The sequence below is a fragment of the Pararoseomonas sp. SCSIO 73927 genome, assembly GCF_037040815.1.
Classification (GTDB): Bacteria; Pseudomonadota; Alphaproteobacteria; order Acetobacterales; family Acetobacteraceae; genus Roseomonas.
Map to the genome: position 1 here is coordinate 1,358,053 of NZ_CP146232.1, position 15,021 is coordinate 1,373,073.

Annotated in this window: 14 protein-coding genes; 6 read left to right on the forward strand and 8 right to left on the reverse strand. The window is 72.9% G+C overall.

Annotated elements, in window-relative coordinates; all coding sequences use genetic code 11:
- Nucleotides 1-156: 156 nt before the first annotated feature.
- Complete coding sequence (locus VQH23_RS06450) at nucleotides 157-831, forward strand: hypothetical protein (RefSeq protein ID WP_338664808.1); 675 nt, start codon at nucleotides 157-159, stop codon at nucleotides 829-831.
- A gap of 156 nt (nucleotides 832-987) precedes the next feature.
- Here VQH23_RS06450 and VQH23_RS06455 read toward each other — a convergent pair whose 3' ends face one another.
- From VQH23_RS06455 to VQH23_RS06480, 6 genes are all read right to left on the reverse strand, one after another.
- Entirely contained in the window at nucleotides 988-1,194 is a 207-nt protein-coding gene (locus tag VQH23_RS06455) for a hypothetical protein (protein WP_338664809.1), read from the reverse strand.
- Between the two features lie 41 nt (nucleotides 1,195-1,235).
- Nucleotides 1,236-2,117: a hypothetical protein gene (locus VQH23_RS06460; RefSeq protein WP_338664810.1), complete on the reverse strand. Its 882-nt coding sequence runs from the start codon at nucleotides 2,115-2,117 to the stop codon at nucleotides 1,236-1,238.
- Between the two features lie 126 nt (nucleotides 2,118-2,243).
- Nucleotides 2,244-2,924: a Crp/Fnr family transcriptional regulator gene (locus VQH23_RS06465; protein ID WP_338664811.1), complete on the reverse strand. Its 681-nt coding sequence runs from the start codon at nucleotides 2,922-2,924 to the stop codon at nucleotides 2,244-2,246.
- A gap of 325 nt (nucleotides 2,925-3,249) precedes the next feature.
- Nucleotides 3,250-3,996, reverse strand: coding sequence for a Crp/Fnr family transcriptional regulator (locus VQH23_RS06470; RefSeq protein ID WP_338664812.1), 747 nt, complete (start codon nucleotides 3,994-3,996; stop codon nucleotides 3,250-3,252).
- A gap of 432 nt (nucleotides 3,997-4,428) precedes the next feature.
- The gene (locus VQH23_RS06475) at nucleotides 4,429-5,793 is read right to left on the reverse strand and encodes a sigma-54 dependent transcriptional regulator (RefSeq protein WP_338664813.1); all 1,365 of its coding nucleotides are present in this window, start codon (nucleotides 5,791-5,793) and stop codon (nucleotides 4,429-4,431) included.
- Nucleotides 5,790-7,619, reverse strand: coding sequence for an ATP-binding protein (locus VQH23_RS06480; RefSeq protein WP_338664814.1), 1,830 nt, complete (start codon nucleotides 7,617-7,619; stop codon nucleotides 5,790-5,792). The genes VQH23_RS06475 and VQH23_RS06480 overlap by 4 nt, the downstream gene beginning before the upstream one ends.
- Nucleotides 7,620-7,852: 233 nt before the next feature.
- Here VQH23_RS06480 and VQH23_RS06485 point away from each other — a divergent pair, with 233 nt between their 5' ends.
- Genes VQH23_RS06485 through VQH23_RS06505 form a run of 5 tightly spaced genes read left to right on the forward strand, consistent with a single transcriptional unit; the run spans nucleotide 7,853 to nucleotide 11,587 of the window.
- Nucleotides 7,853-8,239, forward strand: a complete 387-nt coding sequence (locus VQH23_RS06485) for a hypothetical protein (protein WP_338664815.1) — start codon at nucleotides 7,853-7,855, stop codon at nucleotides 8,237-8,239.
- A gap of 7 nt (nucleotides 8,240-8,246) precedes the next feature.
- Nucleotides 8,247-9,530 (forward strand): SDR family oxidoreductase, encoded by a 1,284-nt coding sequence (locus tag VQH23_RS06490; protein WP_338664816.1) that lies wholly within the window; start codon nucleotides 8,247-8,249, stop codon nucleotides 9,528-9,530.
- 4 nt (nucleotides 9,531-9,534) lie between these two features.
- The gene (locus VQH23_RS06495; RefSeq protein WP_338664817.1) at nucleotides 9,535-10,008 is read left to right on the forward strand and encodes a DUF2269 domain-containing protein; all 474 of its coding nucleotides are present in this window, start codon (nucleotides 9,535-9,537) and stop codon (nucleotides 10,006-10,008) included.
- A gap of 41 nt (nucleotides 10,009-10,049) precedes the next feature.
- Nucleotides 10,050-10,535 carry a DCC1-like thiol-disulfide oxidoreductase family protein gene (locus tag VQH23_RS06500; protein ID WP_338664818.1) on the forward strand — a complete coding sequence of 162 codons (486 nt, stop codon included), beginning with the start codon at nucleotides 10,050-10,052 and terminating at the stop codon, nucleotides 10,533-10,535.
- The gene (locus VQH23_RS06505; RefSeq protein WP_338664819.1) at nucleotides 10,532-11,587 is read left to right on the forward strand and encodes a DUF4166 domain-containing protein; all 1,056 of its coding nucleotides are present in this window, start codon (nucleotides 10,532-10,534) and stop codon (nucleotides 11,585-11,587) included. The genes VQH23_RS06500 and VQH23_RS06505 overlap by 4 nt, the downstream gene beginning before the upstream one ends.
- Nucleotides 11,588-11,781: 194 nt before the next feature.
- Here VQH23_RS06505 and VQH23_RS06510 read toward each other — a convergent pair whose 3' ends face one another.
- On the reverse strand, nucleotides 11,782-12,711 hold the full coding sequence (locus VQH23_RS06510) for an alpha/beta hydrolase-fold protein (RefSeq protein ID WP_338664820.1): 930 nt from the start codon (nucleotides 12,709-12,711) through the stop codon (nucleotides 11,782-11,784).
- A complete protein-coding gene (locus VQH23_RS06515; protein ID WP_338664821.1) occupies nucleotides 12,711-14,801 on the reverse strand; it encodes a TonB-dependent siderophore receptor in 2,091 nt (696 codons plus the stop codon). Before VQH23_RS06515 ends, VQH23_RS06510 begins: the two co-directional genes overlap by 1 nt.
- Between the last annotated feature and the right edge of the window lie 220 nt (nucleotides 14,802-15,021).

Below are 15,021 nucleotides of genomic sequence, written 5' to 3' on the forward strand. Positions count from 1 at the left end.
GCCCGCTTCCGGGTTCGGCTCGGCTGTGCCGGACGCCCGAATCCGGAGGCAAGCCGACGCTCGGCGTGGGGATACGGGGGCGGCGCTGCAAAGGCCCGTGAGGGGCGTGCAGTATGGCCCGGCGACCTGCGCGAGGGCCGCTTTCTCGAGATCTACATGGATCCGGCGCAGACCGGTCCCGTAGGCAGCTTCGTCCGGGCAGGTGACGCCGTCCTGTCGCTCGACAGCGTGACCGACCGCCCGGCCCTCCCGATGCCGGCGCGGTCCTCCGGCGCTCGCGTGCGCCCGGTCACGGACCGCCCGCACACCCGTCCGGCCGCCCCGGCCGTTCCCCTATTCCCGGCGCGGGACGCTACCATCACCTACCGCAGCTCCCAGGATCCCGGCACCGATCTGCGCGCCCGCTACGATACGGCTGGGTGGAGGGTGAGGGTGGACTACCCCGGCCATTCTTGGGGTGGCGTCCTGATCACCGACGCATTCGCCCGCGCCATCACACGGGCCAGTCCCTCCACCGCTGAGTACTCGGTGGCCTACCTCGCGGACGGTCCCCTGTCCGAGCGCCTGGGCAGGCTGTCGCGCGGGGACCGCCCTGTGCTGACCGCCCAAGGCGAGGACACCGTGGCCGGGCTCCGCTGCACGGTCTATCGCATCCGCAGCGAGATCCGCGATGAGCCCGAGGCGACCGCTTGCGTGACCACGGACGGCCTGCAGCTCCGCCGCTCGGATGCCACGGGCAGCACGGAGGTGGTGTCGGTGCGCTACGGCGAAGCTGACCCGGACGACTTCCAGGTCTCCTCCCGCTTCAAGGAGGTCGCGCCGCCCCGCTAGGCCGGGTGCGACCCGTTCATGGCCGCTTCGCGCCCAAAGCGGCGGTAGAGCGGCATCATCGCCCCACCCAGAAGCGGACACTGGCCGGCGCGGGTTCCGGCCCATTGCTCCTCTGTCAACGCTCCCGCCGGGCAGCACCGCACCGCCCGGCCAGGATCAGATTGGCGTACCGCGGCCGTGCACCCTGCTATCGATGGCGGCGGCGAGGCGGGCGCGCAACTCGATCGATCCCACCGTTGCGCCACTCACCGGCGCCTCGGTGAGGCAATGCTCCAGCTGGGCACGCAACCGGCCGAGCGTGGCGGCGAGGCGTTCGGACGGAACGCTGGCCAGAACCCGGTCGAACGCCTCCCCGACGATCATCTCCAGATCCGGAGCGGGCTGAAGCCCGGCATCGCGGCACTTCATTGGCCGGAGCCCGCCCAGCCCGAAGCATGGTGTCCCGCGGCAACCCTGCCGGGCCCGGGACCACCGAGGCGATGGAGGCCAGGTGCCGCCCCCGCCCCTTGCGCCGACGCGACCTTTGCCGTGCCCTGCCTCGGGGCGCCCAGGGTCAGGACGCCGCGGAGCAGCGCATCGGGGTGGAAGGGCTTCTCCAGGATCGGCACCTCGGGGAACCGGTCGCGGAGATGGTTGGGCGGATAACCCGTCACGTAGAGGAACGGCACGCGAGTGGCGGCAAGGGCCTCGGCCACGGGTGTGGCGGGGGCGCCGCTGAGGTTGAAGTCGAGCACCGCGGCGCTGATGCCGCCATCGGCCGAGGCGGCCCTAACGAGCCGGAGGGCATCGTCCACCGTCGGCACCGGGCCCAGCACCTCGACGCCCGCCCTCTCCAGGCACTCCGCCGCTTCCTCGGCGATGAACCATTCATCCTCCGCCAGAAGGACACGGAGCCTGGGCTTCGGCGGCGCGACAGCGTCGCGCGGCGCCGGCGTGGCCTCCTCATCCACCGGCACCGGCGGGATCATCTGGGAGAGGACCAGGAGGGCGCGACGCAGGGCAGCCTCGCGCGTGTCGGATCGGCCGGAGAAGCTGTCGGGCGGGTCGGCGGCGAGCGCGGAGAGGAAGCGCAGGTCCTCGTTCGTGTGCCGATCCGGCACATGGGACAGTGCGAGCAGGGCCGCGCGCGCCGCCTCCTGCACGGCGGCGAGCGCCACGCCCGGCGCATTCCGCTCCAGCGCCCGGGCGGCGATGGCCGCCGCGGCCGCCGCGCGGGCCGCGTAGTCGTCGTGCCCGTCATCGCCGGGAGCGCCCTGGGCCTGTTTCAGATCGTCTTCGTCGCGCAAGGGCTGGTCCCCCCCCCCCCCCCCGATATCCTGGGGTTCTGTCTAGGGTGCCGCGCCGCGCCGTTGCTGTCCCATACCGTACCACCCGCCCGGCCCGCCGCCGGATCGGGCGGTTTTTTTGCGCCCTCAGGGCCGGTAGGTGCCCTTCGCGCCCGGGGCCAGCCCGAACTGGGCCTCGGAGAGGCGCCGGACGATGCCGTAGCACTCGCAGGCCGCGCTCTCGAGGCCGGGGCGGTCGGTGATCTCCATCCGGCCCGCCGCGTAGCGGATGAACCCCGCCTTCTGCAGCAGGCCCGCGGCCACCGTGACCCCGGCCCGGCGCACCCCGAGCATCATGGAGAGGAACTCATGGGTCATCGGGTAGGAATCGCCCTCGGCCCGGTCGTGGCCCATCAGGAGCCAGCGGGCGAGGCGCTGCTCGATCCCGTGCCGCCCGTTGCAGGCCGCCGTGCGCGCGACCTGGCTGTGGTGGACGAGGGCGTAGCGGAGGAGGAGGTCGCGCAGGTCGGGATGCGCCTCCAGCGCCAGCCGGAAGGCGCCGGCCTCCATGCGGAGCGCCGTCCCCGGGCACTGCACGAGCGCCTCGATGTCGTCCGAGTCCGCGTTCAGCAACACGGGCAGGCCGATCATGCCCTCGCGGCCGACCAGGCCGACCTCGGCCGCGTCGCCGTCCTCCAGGTAGGCGAGCATCGAGGCCCAGCCGGTCTCGGGGAAGTAGACGTGGCGGACGGGCGTGCCGATGGGCTGCAGCACCTCGCGCAGGGCGAGCTCGGCCGGCTCCAGCCGGGGCCAGATCGCTTCCAGCACCGCCTGCGGGAGCGCCGCGAGGAGACGGTTGCGGGTGGGGGGGGGGTATCGGCGGAGGCGGCCATTGCAGCTCGTGCGGTGGGGTGTCGGCGGGAGTGCAGGGCGTCTCCCAGCCACCCGCGCCGAGAGGGCCGCGGCGGGCGGTGGGCGCGCTATAGGGAGACGGGGCCGCCGGCGGTGTGCGGTACCGTGCACCCATCGATCGAAGGCTGGTCCATCGAGGGGGCGATCGCGCGGGACGGGCTGCCGGACGGGAAGGGCCCCGGCCGGCGCGGGCCCCTTCCCGCCCTGCCGGTGCGGGAGGGATGGGCGCCCCCCGGGGATGTCATGCCCGGTAGGGGCCGCGCGCGCCCCCGGGCGGCCCGAACAGGCGATCGGAGGCCCGCCGGGCGACGCCGTAGCACTCGCAGGCGACGCTCTCGAGGCCGGGGCGGTCGGTGACCGTCATCTGGCCGGCCGCGTAGTCGATCATGCCCGCGCGCCGGAGCCCCGCCGCCGAGGAGGAGATCCCGGCCCGGCGCACGCCGAGCATCATCGAGAGGAACTCCTGCGTCATCGGGAAGGTGTCGCCCTCCGCGCCGTCGTGGCTGATCAGAAGCCAGCGGGCGAAGCGCTGCTCGATGCTGTGGTGCGCGTTGCAGGCCGCGGTCCGCGCGACCTGGGTGTGGTGGACATGGGCGTAGCGGAGGAGGAGGGCGCGGAACGCTGGGTGGGCGTCCAGCGCGTCCCGGAAGGCGCCGGCCTCCATCCGCAGGGCGGTGCCGGGGTTCTGCACCAGCGCCTCGAGGTCGTCGCGCCCGGCCCCGAGCAGGACCGCGATGCCGATGATCCCCTCACGGCCGATGATCCCGACCTCGGCGGCGTCGCCGTCCTCGAGATAGGCGAGCATCGAGACGGAGCTTGTCTCTGGGAAGAGGACGAAGGCGATCGGCTTTCCCACCTCGTGCAGCACCTCGTGCAGGGCGAGCTCGACGGGTTCGAGCCGGGGCCAGAGCTGCGCGAGCAGGTCCCGCGGCAGGGCCGAGAGGAGGCGGTTGCGGGTTGCGGGCAGGGGTACGGCGGAGGCGGCCATGATAGCTCCTGCGACGGGGTGTCGGCGGGAGCGCGGCGCGTCTCTCAGTCACCCGCGCCGAGGGTCTCGGCGGGCGATGGAGGGGTTCTAGGCCAGAACCGAGGGGGGAGTTGTACGAAACCGTTCATCGGGAAGGGACGCCGCAAAGAACAAGCTTTCCTCGCGCGCCGCGGTGTCCGGTCGCTCCCTCCTTGGCCGGTCCGGAAAGGGGGACCAGTGAGGCTGGAGGAGACAGTATTCATTTCGGTGGGAGGTGTGCCGTTGACGGATCGGGTGTCGGCTTCTCGGCTGCCACGGCGGGAAGCGGACATTCTGCTTCCGGCCAGCATCGTTTGGCAGCAACGCCCTGTCACAGTCGAATGAGCGCTTCGGTCGGATCAGCAGCCGCTGTCAGGCATCGCTGGCGGCCGGGATCGGCGTAAGACGTTGCGGCTACCTCAAACCCAGTCGCGCCATCTTCTTGATCAACCCTGGCCGGGAAATCCCGAGCCGCCGCGCCGCCTCGGACTGGTTGCCGCCCGTCTCGGCCAAGGCATCGCGGAGCATCCGCGTCTCCAACGCCGCTATCGCCGCGTCGAGCCCGCCCTGGGGAGGGTCTGCGCTGGGAGGGGGCTCGGCCTCCAGGGTGTCCTCCCCCGCCGTGAAGCGGAGGGAGGCCGCGTCCACGAGATTCCACTCACCGCCCACAAGGGCGCCGGCGGTCTCGACCAGTGCACGGAGTTCGCGGACATTCCCCGGCCACTCGCGGGACGTTAGCCAGTCCAGCGCGTCCGGCGTCAGCCGCGTGCCCGGCGCGGCACGGCGCAGAAAGACCGCCGCGAGCAGGGCCACGTCCTCGCGGCGCTCCGACAGCGGCGGCGTCCGCAGCACAAAGCCTTTCAGCCGGTAATAGAGATCCTCGCGGAATGCACCGGCCGCGACCATCGCCTCCAGGTCGCGATGCGTCGCCGCGACCACCCGCACATCGGCGTGCCGCGCCTCCCGCCCGCCCACCGGGGTGAAGCTGCCATCGGCCAGGAAGCGCAGCAGCTTCACCTGCATCAGGGGCGGCATCTCGCCGATCTCGTCCAGGAAGAGCGTGCCCAGGTGCGCCGCCTCCACCAGCCCCGGCCTGTCGCGGTGGGCGCCGGTGAAGGCACCCTTGAGATGCCCGAAGAGCTCGCTCTCCAGCAGCTCGCCCGGCAGGGCGCCGCAGTGGACGGCGAGGAAGGGCCGGCTGCGCCGCGGGCCCGTCCGGTGCAGCGCGGCGGCGACCAGTTCCTTGCCCGTCCCGGTGGGCCCGAGGACCACCACGGGCAGCGAGGTGGGCCCCAGCCTCCGAACGGTCTCGCGCAGGCGCCCCATCACCTCGCTCCGGCCGACGAGGCCCAGGTCCTCGGCCCCATCGCCCGCGCGAAGCTCGGCCAGCTCGCGCCGCAGGCGCGCCTGCCGCAGGGCGCGCTCCACCGCGAAGCGGAGCAGCTCCGGCTCCACCGGCTTGGCCAGGAAGTCCCAGGCGCCACGCTCCACCGCGCGCAGCGCCAGGTCGTGGTCCGCATGGGCCGTCAGCACGATCACCGGGGCGGCGGCGAAGGCGGGGATGAGGTCGAGCCCGGCCTCCGGCACCAGCCGCGGCGGCATGACGAGGTCCAGCACCACCACCTCGGGCTCGCCCGCCGCGAAGCGCGCCGCGGCCTCCTCCGGGTCGCCCGCCGTGACGACCCGGTGGCCGAACCCCTCCAGCCAGGAGGAGGCCAGGCGCCGGAAGGCCGCCTCGTCATCCACCAGCAGCACGCGGCCGGGGGTGTCGGGCGTCATCCCATTGACTCCATCCGCGGGGGCAGCACGAGTTGCGCCGGAAGGGTGAGCACGAAGCAGGTGCTCCAGCCCGCGCGCTCCTCCAGCCCCGCCGTTCCCCCGTGCGCCTCCATCGCCTTCGCCACGATCGCCAGGCCCAGGCCGGTGCCGCCGGGCGTCCGCGACACGAAGGGGCGGAACAGCTCCTCGCGCAGCTCCGCCGGCACGCCCGGGCCGTCGTCGAGAACGAGCAGGCGGAGCGCCCCGCCGCGGCCCCTCTCCGCGTCGATCATCACCCGCCGGACGCCGGGCACGGCACGGGCGTTCTCCACAAGGTTCACCAGGGCCTGCGTCATCCGCGAGGGATCCGCCCGCACGGGGAGCGGAGCCTCCAGGCGCGGGCCGAACTCGACATTCGGAGCACCGCGCGCCGCGCTGCGGGCAAGGTCGCCGAGGTCGGTGGGAACGGGCTCCACCCGCCACGGCTTCGCGTAGTCCAGCAGGTCGGCCGAGAGGCGCGTGATGCGGGCGATCTGCTCCCGGATCTCCGCCCGCGCCTCGCCCGGCGCGGCGGCCGCGGCCATGGCGATGATGTTCAGGGGGTTGCGGATGTCGTGCGCCACCGTCGCCGCGATGGCGCCCAGCTCCGCCAGCCGCTCGCGCTCCGCCCTCTCGCGCTCCCGCGCGGCCAGGGCCGCCGCGCGTTCCAGCCGGGCCGCCTCCTCCGCGACAACGGTGCCGAACAGGGTCCCGGCCTGGCGCGGGCCCGGCGGCGCGGCCTCCCACCCCTCCAGTTCCGTGCGCCAGCCGCCGGCGCCGTCCTGCAGGAGGCGAAGCCGGGGCGCGCCGGGGTCCTCCGGCACCATGCCGGGCATCAGCACCTCCACCTGCGTGCGGAGCCGGGCGGTGAGCAGGGCAGAGGCGGTGCGGGCCAACTTCTCCCCCGATGCGGCGGGCGCCAGCGCCGCCCGCCAAGCCGCGACATCGGCCGGCGAGACGAGGCCGCCGGGGTAGATCACCCGCTCCGCCAGCCAGCGCACCGGCCCGCCCAGCGCCAGGAAGGCCAGCGCCGCGGCCCCGCCAGCAGCGACGGGACCGAGTTCCGCGAGGACGGGGGCGGAGGAGACGACCGCGAGCACGCCGGCGCCCACCGCCCCGAGCAGGGTCCAGGCCAGCCCGCGCCGGGCCCAGGCATTCGCCACCAGCACGCGGTAGCGCAGCACGCCATAGACGAGGATGACGGGGTAGAGCGGCAGGCCCAGCAGCGGCCAGGGATAGACATCCAGCCGCAGCGCCGCCGCGGCGTAGCCCGCCATGCAGACCGCCCCCCAACCGGAGGACAGACCGACCGCCAGCGCCTGCCGCCGCGCCAGCCCCCGCTCGCGCAGTCCCGCCCGCAGCAGGACGAGCGTGCCGGCCGCCGCCAGCCCGCCCCAGACGAGGCTGGCGATCCAGCCCACCGTGTTGGGCGTGGCGACGAAGGGTAGGCCGGCGAAGGGTCCGAAGCTGCCAGGCCGGATCACGAGGGCCAGCAGCATCGCCCCGCCGCCGAGGCCGTAGACGGTGGGGAGCAGAGCCGCCGGCGTCCGCGTGCCGGTAAAGGAGAGAGCGAAGTGCACGAACACAGCCGAGGTGAGCGGCGCCGTCGCCAGCATCGCCAGCGCCACCCGCTCCGTGCCCGGCCCGAGCAGGGGCGGTAGTTCGTTCCCCGCGATCCAGACCGACACGCCGAGCAGGAAGAGCACGAGCAGCCGCGCGCCGGGAACGCGGCCCGCGCGGAGGAGCAGGAACACCGCCAGCAGCAGGCTGCCGAAGAGGGAGAGCGCGAGGGCGATATGGAGCGCCATGGGGGGCCCGGAGCATGGATCGGGCCAGCGCACCCGCGGTTGGAAGCCTGCCCGAACGGCCCGCGGCTGTAAACGCGGTTTACAGGGCGAGCGGCCCAACTGACTCCGCCGGGAACAGCATGGCGCGCCATCCGGCCGCCGCTTCCCATTTTTTCAGATACTTGGCCGGTGCGCGCGGGCTGGCACACGCCCTGCGCTGAAAGGAGCACCACCAACCCAAGGGAGTTCCCCTGATGATCACCTGGATCGAGCTCGGCGCGGCCCTCGCCCTCACCTTCGTGGCCACCACGACCGTCGCCGCGATCATGTGGCGGCCGCTGCACGGCGTGCTGGAGTTCATCTGCCACGGCGGGGCGGCCGCCCGTTTCTGGACGACCTTCTCGGCCGTCATGCTCGTCTGCGGGCCGCTCTTCCTCGTCAGCTTCGCGGCCGGCCAGTCCCTGTCGATGGCGGACTTCATCCGGCAGGCCGTCTATCTCTGCTCGCTCGGCCTGATCGGCGCCTTCGTCATCATGGGCGTGGCGGTGTGGAACGCGGCGCAGGCCGGCCGCGCCGTCCCGGTGCCCGCCGACCCCTGGCGCCAGCAGCGGGCCTCCGTTTCCGCGGCACCGGCCGAGTGAGGGGGCCATGCGGGTCCTCATCCTCGGCGCGAACGGGTTCATCGGCGGGCGCCTCGTCGCCCGCCTCTGCGCCGCCGGGCACGAGACGGTCCTTGCCGGCCGCGACGCCGCCGCCCTGGCACGCCGTCACCCCAGCACCAAGACGGTGCGGGCCGACCTTCTCCGCGACGACGCGGCGGCCTGGGCGCCTCGCCTCGTCGGCGTGGAGGCGGTGGTGAACGCGGCCGGGGTGCTGAACGGCGAACTGGACGCGGTCCACCACCGCGGCCCGCGCGCCCTGTTCGACGCTTGCGCCGCGGCGGGCATCGGGCGGCTGGTCCAGATCTCGGCACTCGGCGCGGCGCCGGACGCGTCGACCGCCTTCCTGGCCAGCAAGGGTGCCGCCGACGCCCACCTGCTCCGCCTCCGCGCCGAGGGCGGGCGTGAGGGCTGGTGCGTACTTCGCCCCGCCCTCGTCCTCGGGCGCGGCGGCCAGAGCACCGGGCTCTTCCTCACCCTCGCCGCGCTTCCCCTGCCGGTTCGCCTGGGGCGCGGGGACTGGGCGGTGCAGCCCCTGCATGTCGAGGATCTGGCGCGGGCCGTCGTCGCGCTCATCGAGCGCCGCGGCGCCGTTCCGCCGCAACTCGACCTTGTCGGCCCGGCGCCCATGGGGACCGACGCCCTGACCGGGATGCTGCGCTCCTGGTTGGGCCTTCCGCCGCGGCCTTCCCTGCCCCTGCCCGCCCCGCTGCTCGGCCTCGCGGCCCAGGTCGGGGCGGTGCTGCCCGGCGCGACGCTGACGCCCGACACCCTCGCCATGCTCACCCGCGGCAGCACGGGCGATCCCCGCCCGGCGGCGGAAGCCATCGGCTGGCGCGCCCGGCCCGTCGCGGAGGCGCTGTCCGCGGAGCCGGCCGTCACCGCCGATCGCTGGCAGGCCCGGCTGGCGCCGTTGCGCCCGCTTCTGCGGGGCGTGCTGGCGGTGATCTGGCTCGCCTCCGGCCTCGTCCCGCTCCTCGTCACGCCGGGGGAGGTGAGCGCCGCCCTGCTCGCCGGGCTCGGCCTCTCCGGCGCGTCCGCGACGGTCGTGCTGCTGGCCGGGGCGCTGCTGGACGTCGCGATCGGCGCCGCGCTGCTCCTGCTGCCGCGCCGCACCGCCCTCGTCGGCGCCCTCGGGATCGCCGTCGTTCTCGGCTTCACGCTCCTCGCCACGATCGCGGCGCCGGAGCTCTGGGCTCACCCCTTCGCCCCGCTGCTGAAGAACGCCGCCGTGATCGCCGCGACCCTCGCCCTCATGGCGCTGGAGGACTGATCCGATGGACTCCTACCTCCTCCTGAAATGGGTCCACGTGCTGAGCTCCACGGTCCTCTTCGGTACGGGGCTCGGCACCGCCTTTCACGGCTGGATGGCGACGCGCAGCGGCGATCTCCGCGCCATGGCCGTCTCGGGCCGCAACGTCGTCCTCGCCGATTGGCTGTTCACCACCCCGGCCGTGATCGTGCAGCCCGTGACAGGCGTGCTCCTCGCGCGGCAGGCCGGCTTCGGCTGGGACACGCCCTGGCTGCTGCTGTCGATCGCGCTCTATGGGCTGGTTGGCGCCTGCTGGCTGCCCGTCGTCTGGCTGCAGATCCGGATGCGGCACCTGGCCGAAGGGGCCGTGGCGAGCGGGGAGGCCCTGCCGGCCCTGTATCACCGCTACGCCCGGATCTGGTTTGCCCTCGGCTGGCCCGCCTTCATCGGCGTGGTGGTCATCTTCTGGCTGATGATCGCGAAGCCGGCCCTGCTCTGAGCCCACCCCTCGTCGCGCCCCATCTACAAGGAACAGCGAGCATGACAGGCACCCAGTTCGCGGCCGGAGCGTCGCCCTGCGATGATGAGGACGGCTTCCGCTCCCCCATCATCCTGTTCGACACGGACTGCCTCCTCTGCAGCGGCATGCTCGCCTTCGTGCTCGCCCACGAGCGCGACCACCTCCTCCGCTTCGCCGGCGCCTGGTCGCCGGAGGGGCTGGCCCTGGCCGGGCGGCATGGCTTCGGCCGGGCGGAGCTGCACGAGACCTTCCTGGTGATCCGCCGCGGTCGCCCCCTGACGCGCTCGGCGGGCGTGCTGGAGATCCTGCGCCACCTCAAAGCACCCTGGTCCTGGCTCGGCGGCCTTCGCGCGGTCCCGCGCCCGCTGCGCGACGCCGCCTACTCCGCCCTCGCCCGCCGGCGCTACGACTGGTTCGGCCGGCGCGAGAACTGCGCCGTGGTTCCGCAGGCCCAGCGGCACCGCTTCATCGGCGTTCGCCCGGGCATCGCGGCCCATGCGTCATGAGCATCGAGGCCGCGCTAGCCGTCCTCGGCATCCAGGGCGTGCTCGGCGCCTACGACAACATCCGCAACCACGAGTTCCGGGAAGGTCTGCCGCACCGCTCCTCGCAGGGCTCGGAACTCGTCCTCCACGCGGCGCGGGAGGGCTTCTACCTCGTGCTCTTTCCCACCATGGCCTGGCTGGAGTGGCGGGGCTGGTGCGCCTGGCTGCTCGGCGCCGTGATCCTCGCCGAGATCGGGGTGACGTGCCGGGACTTCGTGGAGGAGGACCGGACACGGCGGCTGAGCGCGAACGAGCGCGTCCTGCACACGGTGCTGACGCTGAACTACGGGGCGTTCCTCGCGCTGTTCCTGCCCGAGCTGGTGCAATGGTCCGTCGCCCCGGCCGGGCTCGCCTTCGTGGACCGGGGAATCTGGTCCTGGCTCATGACGGTCTACGCGCTCGGCGTCCTCGTCTTCGGGATACGGGAGCTCCGCGCGGGGCTGCGGATGCGGCGCGGCGCAGGATCCCCCATCCCGGCGCCACCCCATCTCATCGCCCTGGGCCCGGCTCTCCCCGATGCGTTGCGACGCCTTCACGAGGGGCCAGGGCCGCGCCGCGCCACCGGATCGGCCGTGGTGCGCACGGGCGGAAGCCTGTCCCGGCTCCTGCTGCGGTGCATGGGGCTGGGGATGGCCGACGGCCGGCAATCCTTGTGCGTGGTGTTCGAGCCGGACGGCGGGGGCGAGTTGTGGCACCGTGACTTCGGTACGGGCCGCTTCACGAGCCGGATCGATGTCGGTGTTCCCGGCGAAGGGACGATCGCCGAACGGTTCGGGCCATTCTCCTTCGACATCGTGCTGGCCCCCAGCTCCGACAGCATCGCGTGGACGCTCCGGAAATCCCGGCTCCTCGGTCTCCCCGTTCCCGCGCTCCTGGCGCCCCGGGTCGTCGCACGGGAATGGATGGAAGCCGGCCAGTACCGGATGTCCGTCGAGATCGGGCTGCCGGGCCTGGGCCACCTTCTCTCCTACGCCGGCACCCTCGAGCGGGCCACCATGCACCAAGCGCCATAACCGGGCGGCACAGGCCCTGTTCGAACGCGTCCGCTTCGCCGGCCGTCGTGCTCGAAGGCAGCAATACCGCTATCGGCCAGACCCGAGATGACGGCTCAACGCACAGCCTGGCCGCTCACCCGGTTCTCCGGCGCTAGCGCGGACGGAGATATGGGCTCCTGGCGCTCGAGAGGAGGGCAGAGCTGGGCCGACCGTCAGCCTGGTTGTGCGACGGGTGACCCGCGCAGGACGAAGCCCGCCCCTCGTTGGACGACGAGCGGCAGGGCAGACATGTGCGTCTCCCTGGGGAGCTCCTCGAAGGTGACCTCCAGGCCGGACAGGGGGCGCAGACGGTCGGCCAGGGCCCGCGCGGAGTCCACCATGTGGTTCGCCTCCAGCCGGGGCCGGCGCGCGGCCCCGTGCCAAGGGGCAGGGCTCTGCTCGTACTCGCCGACGGTCATCAGCAGGCGGAGCGGCGCGGGCCGTTCCGCTCGCGCGGCGAAGCGGTCCGCCGCGCCGAGGATGGCGCTGTTCTCCCACCAGATAGATGGGCTGCCCGCGATGTGGTCCCGGAAGGTGCCGGGACGGTTGAGGAGGGCGTGCAGCACGAAGAGGCCGCCAAAGGAGTGGCCGAGGACGGCGTGGCGCGCGGGGTCGATCGGGGCCGCGCGGGCGACGAGCGGCTTCACGGTCTCCTCGATGAAGTCGAGGAGTTCGTCGGCGCCGCCGGTCCGCGCCCCGGGGCGGCCGTCGGGAAGGGGCGGCAACTGGCGGCCGGGCGGCGGGGAGAGGTCGAAGGAGCGACGGAGGAAGTCGAAGGGAGCGTCCGTGCGATAGCCGATGCCGGCGACGACCGCGGCGGAGCGGAAGCCGCTATCGGCAGGCCAGAAGGCCTGGACGCGGATCGTGTCGACCACGAGCCCCATAACGGCATTGGCGTCGAGCACCGTGATCATCGGCCAGCCCCCCGTTGGCGGCTCGCCGGCCGGCACGTGCAGGAAAAGGCGGAAGGGTTGCCCGGTACGGGACTCCAGGTCCCGCTGCGTCGTTCCGGGAATGAGGGAAGGAAGGGCGTTCTGCGCGCGCGAGAGGGCCGGGGCCGCCAGGGCGGCGGCAAGGGGAGCGAAGAGAAGGCGTCGGTGCATCAGAAGCGGAAACGCGCGGAGGCTAGCCAAGTCATGGGCAGCCCCTGGTAGCAGGCGCCGGACTGGCACTGGATCTGGTCCGTGTCGGTCAGGTTGTAGCCGTTGAGGGCGAGCTGCAGCCGCTCGGTCACGTCGTACCGGATGGCGGCGTCGAGGACGAGGTAGGACTTGTTGGTCAGGGTGTTGAGCGCGTTGGCCGGCGTCTCCCCGAAGTAGCGCACCCCGCCGCCGAGCCCGAGCCCGGCGAGCGGGCCGTCCTTGATGGAGTAGTCCAGCCAGAGGCCGGCCAGGTGCTCCGGGATGCCGACCGGGCGCTTGCCCGTGTTGCCACTGTTGGAGCGCGTCACCTCCACGTCCTGCCAGGTGTAAGAGGCAATGAGGTTCAGCCCGTCCGCGAGGCTCGCGACGGCCTCCAGCTCCACGCCGCGGGAGCGTGTCTCACCCGTCTGCACGGAGAAGCGGGTGGGCGCCTCGGGATCGGGGGTGAGGCTGTTGCGCTGCGTGATCTGGAAGGCGGAGGCGGTGAGGATGCTATTCGTCCCCGGCGGCTGGTAGCGCAGGCCGCCCTCCACCTGCTCACCGCGGATCGGCTCGAAGGGGCTGCCCAGCCGGTCCACCCCGACCTGCGGGTTGAAGGATGTTGCGTAGTTCGCGTAGGGAGTGAGGCCGCCCTCAAAGAGGTAGACTGCGCCGACGCGCCCGGTGAGGGCGCTGTCGTCCTGCAGGGTGCGGACCCCGGTGGCCCGGCTGGCGCTGGACTGGTCCGCCCAGTCGTGCCGGAGCCCGCCGGTAACCACCAGCCGCCCGAGGCGGATCTGGTCCTGCGCGTAGATCCCGACCTGGTCCTGCTGCTGCACGGTGCGGGCGGTCAGACGGGGAAGCGCAATGGGCTCGCCGTAGACCAGGTTGCCGAGGTCCAGCGTCGGGCCCGTGCTGGTGCCGCTGCGGGTGTCGTAGCCGGTGTTCTGGTAGTCCACCCCGAGGAGCACCGTGTGGGAGAGGGGACCGGTGGCGAAGCGCGCCTCGGCCATGCTGTCCACCACGAAGGAGTCCAGCTCGTCCTCCTGCGAGAGGACGTTGCGGTTGAGGGTGCGCCCGTCGGCGCGCAGCCCGTTGCTGGTGAGGTAGGCGGCGTCGAGCGTGGCGTGGCCGTAGCGCAGGTTCTGGCGGACGGAGAACGCCTCATCGAAGCGATGCTCGAAGCGGTAGCCGACCTGCTGCTGGCTCTGGAACAGCCCGTCGATGGAGCGGTCGGAGGTGCGGATGCGCGTGGGCCGTCCGTTGGCGCTGTAGTAGGCGGCGCTCGGCGTGGTGCGGTCCTGCTGGACGTGGCCGAGGATGGTGAGGGTGGTGCTGTCGTTCCGGAAGGTCACCGCGGGCTGCAGGAAGAGCCGGTCGTCCGGCACCCAGTCCAGGTCCGTGCGCGCGTTGCGGGCGAGGCCGGTGACGCGGAAGAGGACGCGGCTCCCCTCATCCACCGCACCGCCCACGTCGAAGGCGCCCTGGAGGCGGTCGTAGGAGCCGGTGGTGAGGCGGACCTCGCCGATGCGCCCCTCGGTCGGCAGCTTGCTGACACGGTCGATCAGCCCGCCCGGCCCGGACTGGCCGTAGAGGACGGAGGCGGGGCCGCGGAGAAGGGTGATCCGCTCCAGCCCGTAGGGCTCGGTGCGGAAGTAGGTGAAGGGGGCGTTGCCCTGGCGCAGCCCGTCGCGGTAGTCGCCGAGCGTGTTCACGGCGAAGCCGCGCAGGTAGATCTGGTCGAAGCGCGGGTCGAAGCCGAAGTTGCCGACGGAGACGCCGGCGTTGAAGCGCACCGACTCTACCACCGTCTGAGCCTGGAGGTTGTCGATCAGGTCGCGGGTGACGACGGAGACGGATTGCGGGTTCTCGACGAGAGGTGTGTCGGTCTTGCTGCCGGTGATCGCGCGCGGGGCGACGTAGCCGGGCACCGGGCCGTCGGCGGCGACAGGCCGGCTACTGACGTTCACCTCGGGGACTGCGACGGGCAGTTCGGCCGTCTGGGCGCCTGCAGGCCCGCACCAGGCCAGGAAGGGCAGGCAGACCCAAAGAAGCACGATACGCCGCGTCATCACGACCATCCCAGACAATGCGAAAGTCTCTCACTCGCGATTGCCATGGGGTATATGGCGGGGCAACTGTGAACCTGAGCTGTGACAGCCACGGCGTTCTAAACCGCACGCCTGCCCTGTCCCGCCCGGCTCGCCCACTGAAAGGGCCTTTCTCGGGATTGCAGGAGAATCGACGCGCGCTGGCATTGCCGCTCTGCGCCCGATTCGGCCATCAGCGCCG

Excerpts from the sequence above, each read along its gene's own strand:
- VQH23_RS06450 (WP_338664808.1), top strand. The coding sequence starts at position 157 with ATGGATCCGGCGCAGACCGGTCCCGTAGGCAGCTTCGTCCGGGCAGGT.
- VQH23_RS06455 (WP_338664809.1), bottom strand. The coding sequence starts at position 1,194 with ATGATCGTCGGGGAGGCGTTCGACCGGGTTCTGGCCAGCGTTCCGTCC.
- VQH23_RS06470 (WP_338664812.1), bottom strand. The coding sequence starts at position 3,996 with ATGGCCGCCTCCGCCGTACCCCTGCCCGCAACCCGCAACCGCCTCCTC.
- VQH23_RS06475 (WP_338664813.1), bottom strand. The coding sequence starts at position 5,793 with ATGACGCCCGACACCCCCGGCCGCGTGCTGCTGGTGGATGACGAGGCG.
- VQH23_RS06480 (WP_338664814.1), bottom strand. The coding sequence starts at position 7,619 with ATGGCGCTCCATATCGCCCTCGCGCTCTCCCTCTTCGGCAGCCTGCTG.
- VQH23_RS06485 (WP_338664815.1), top strand. The coding sequence starts at position 7,853 with ATGATCACCTGGATCGAGCTCGGCGCGGCCCTCGCCCTCACCTTCGTG.
- VQH23_RS06490 (WP_338664816.1), top strand. The coding sequence starts at position 8,247 with ATGCGGGTCCTCATCCTCGGCGCGAACGGGTTCATCGGCGGGCGCCTC.
- VQH23_RS06495 (WP_338664817.1), top strand. The coding sequence starts at position 9,535 with ATGGACTCCTACCTCCTCCTGAAATGGGTCCACGTGCTGAGCTCCACG.
- VQH23_RS06500 (WP_338664818.1), top strand. The coding sequence starts at position 10,050 with ATGACAGGCACCCAGTTCGCGGCCGGAGCGTCGCCCTGCGATGATGAG.
- VQH23_RS06505 (WP_338664819.1), top strand. The coding sequence starts at position 10,532 with ATGAGCATCGAGGCCGCGCTAGCCGTCCTCGGCATCCAGGGCGTGCTC.
- VQH23_RS06510 (WP_338664820.1), bottom strand. The coding sequence starts at position 12,711 with ATGCACCGACGCCTTCTCTTCGCTCCCCTTGCCGCCGCCCTGGCGGCC.
- VQH23_RS06515 (WP_338664821.1), bottom strand. The coding sequence starts at position 14,801 with ATGACGCGGCGTATCGTGCTTCTTTGGGTCTGCCTGCCCTTCCTGGCC.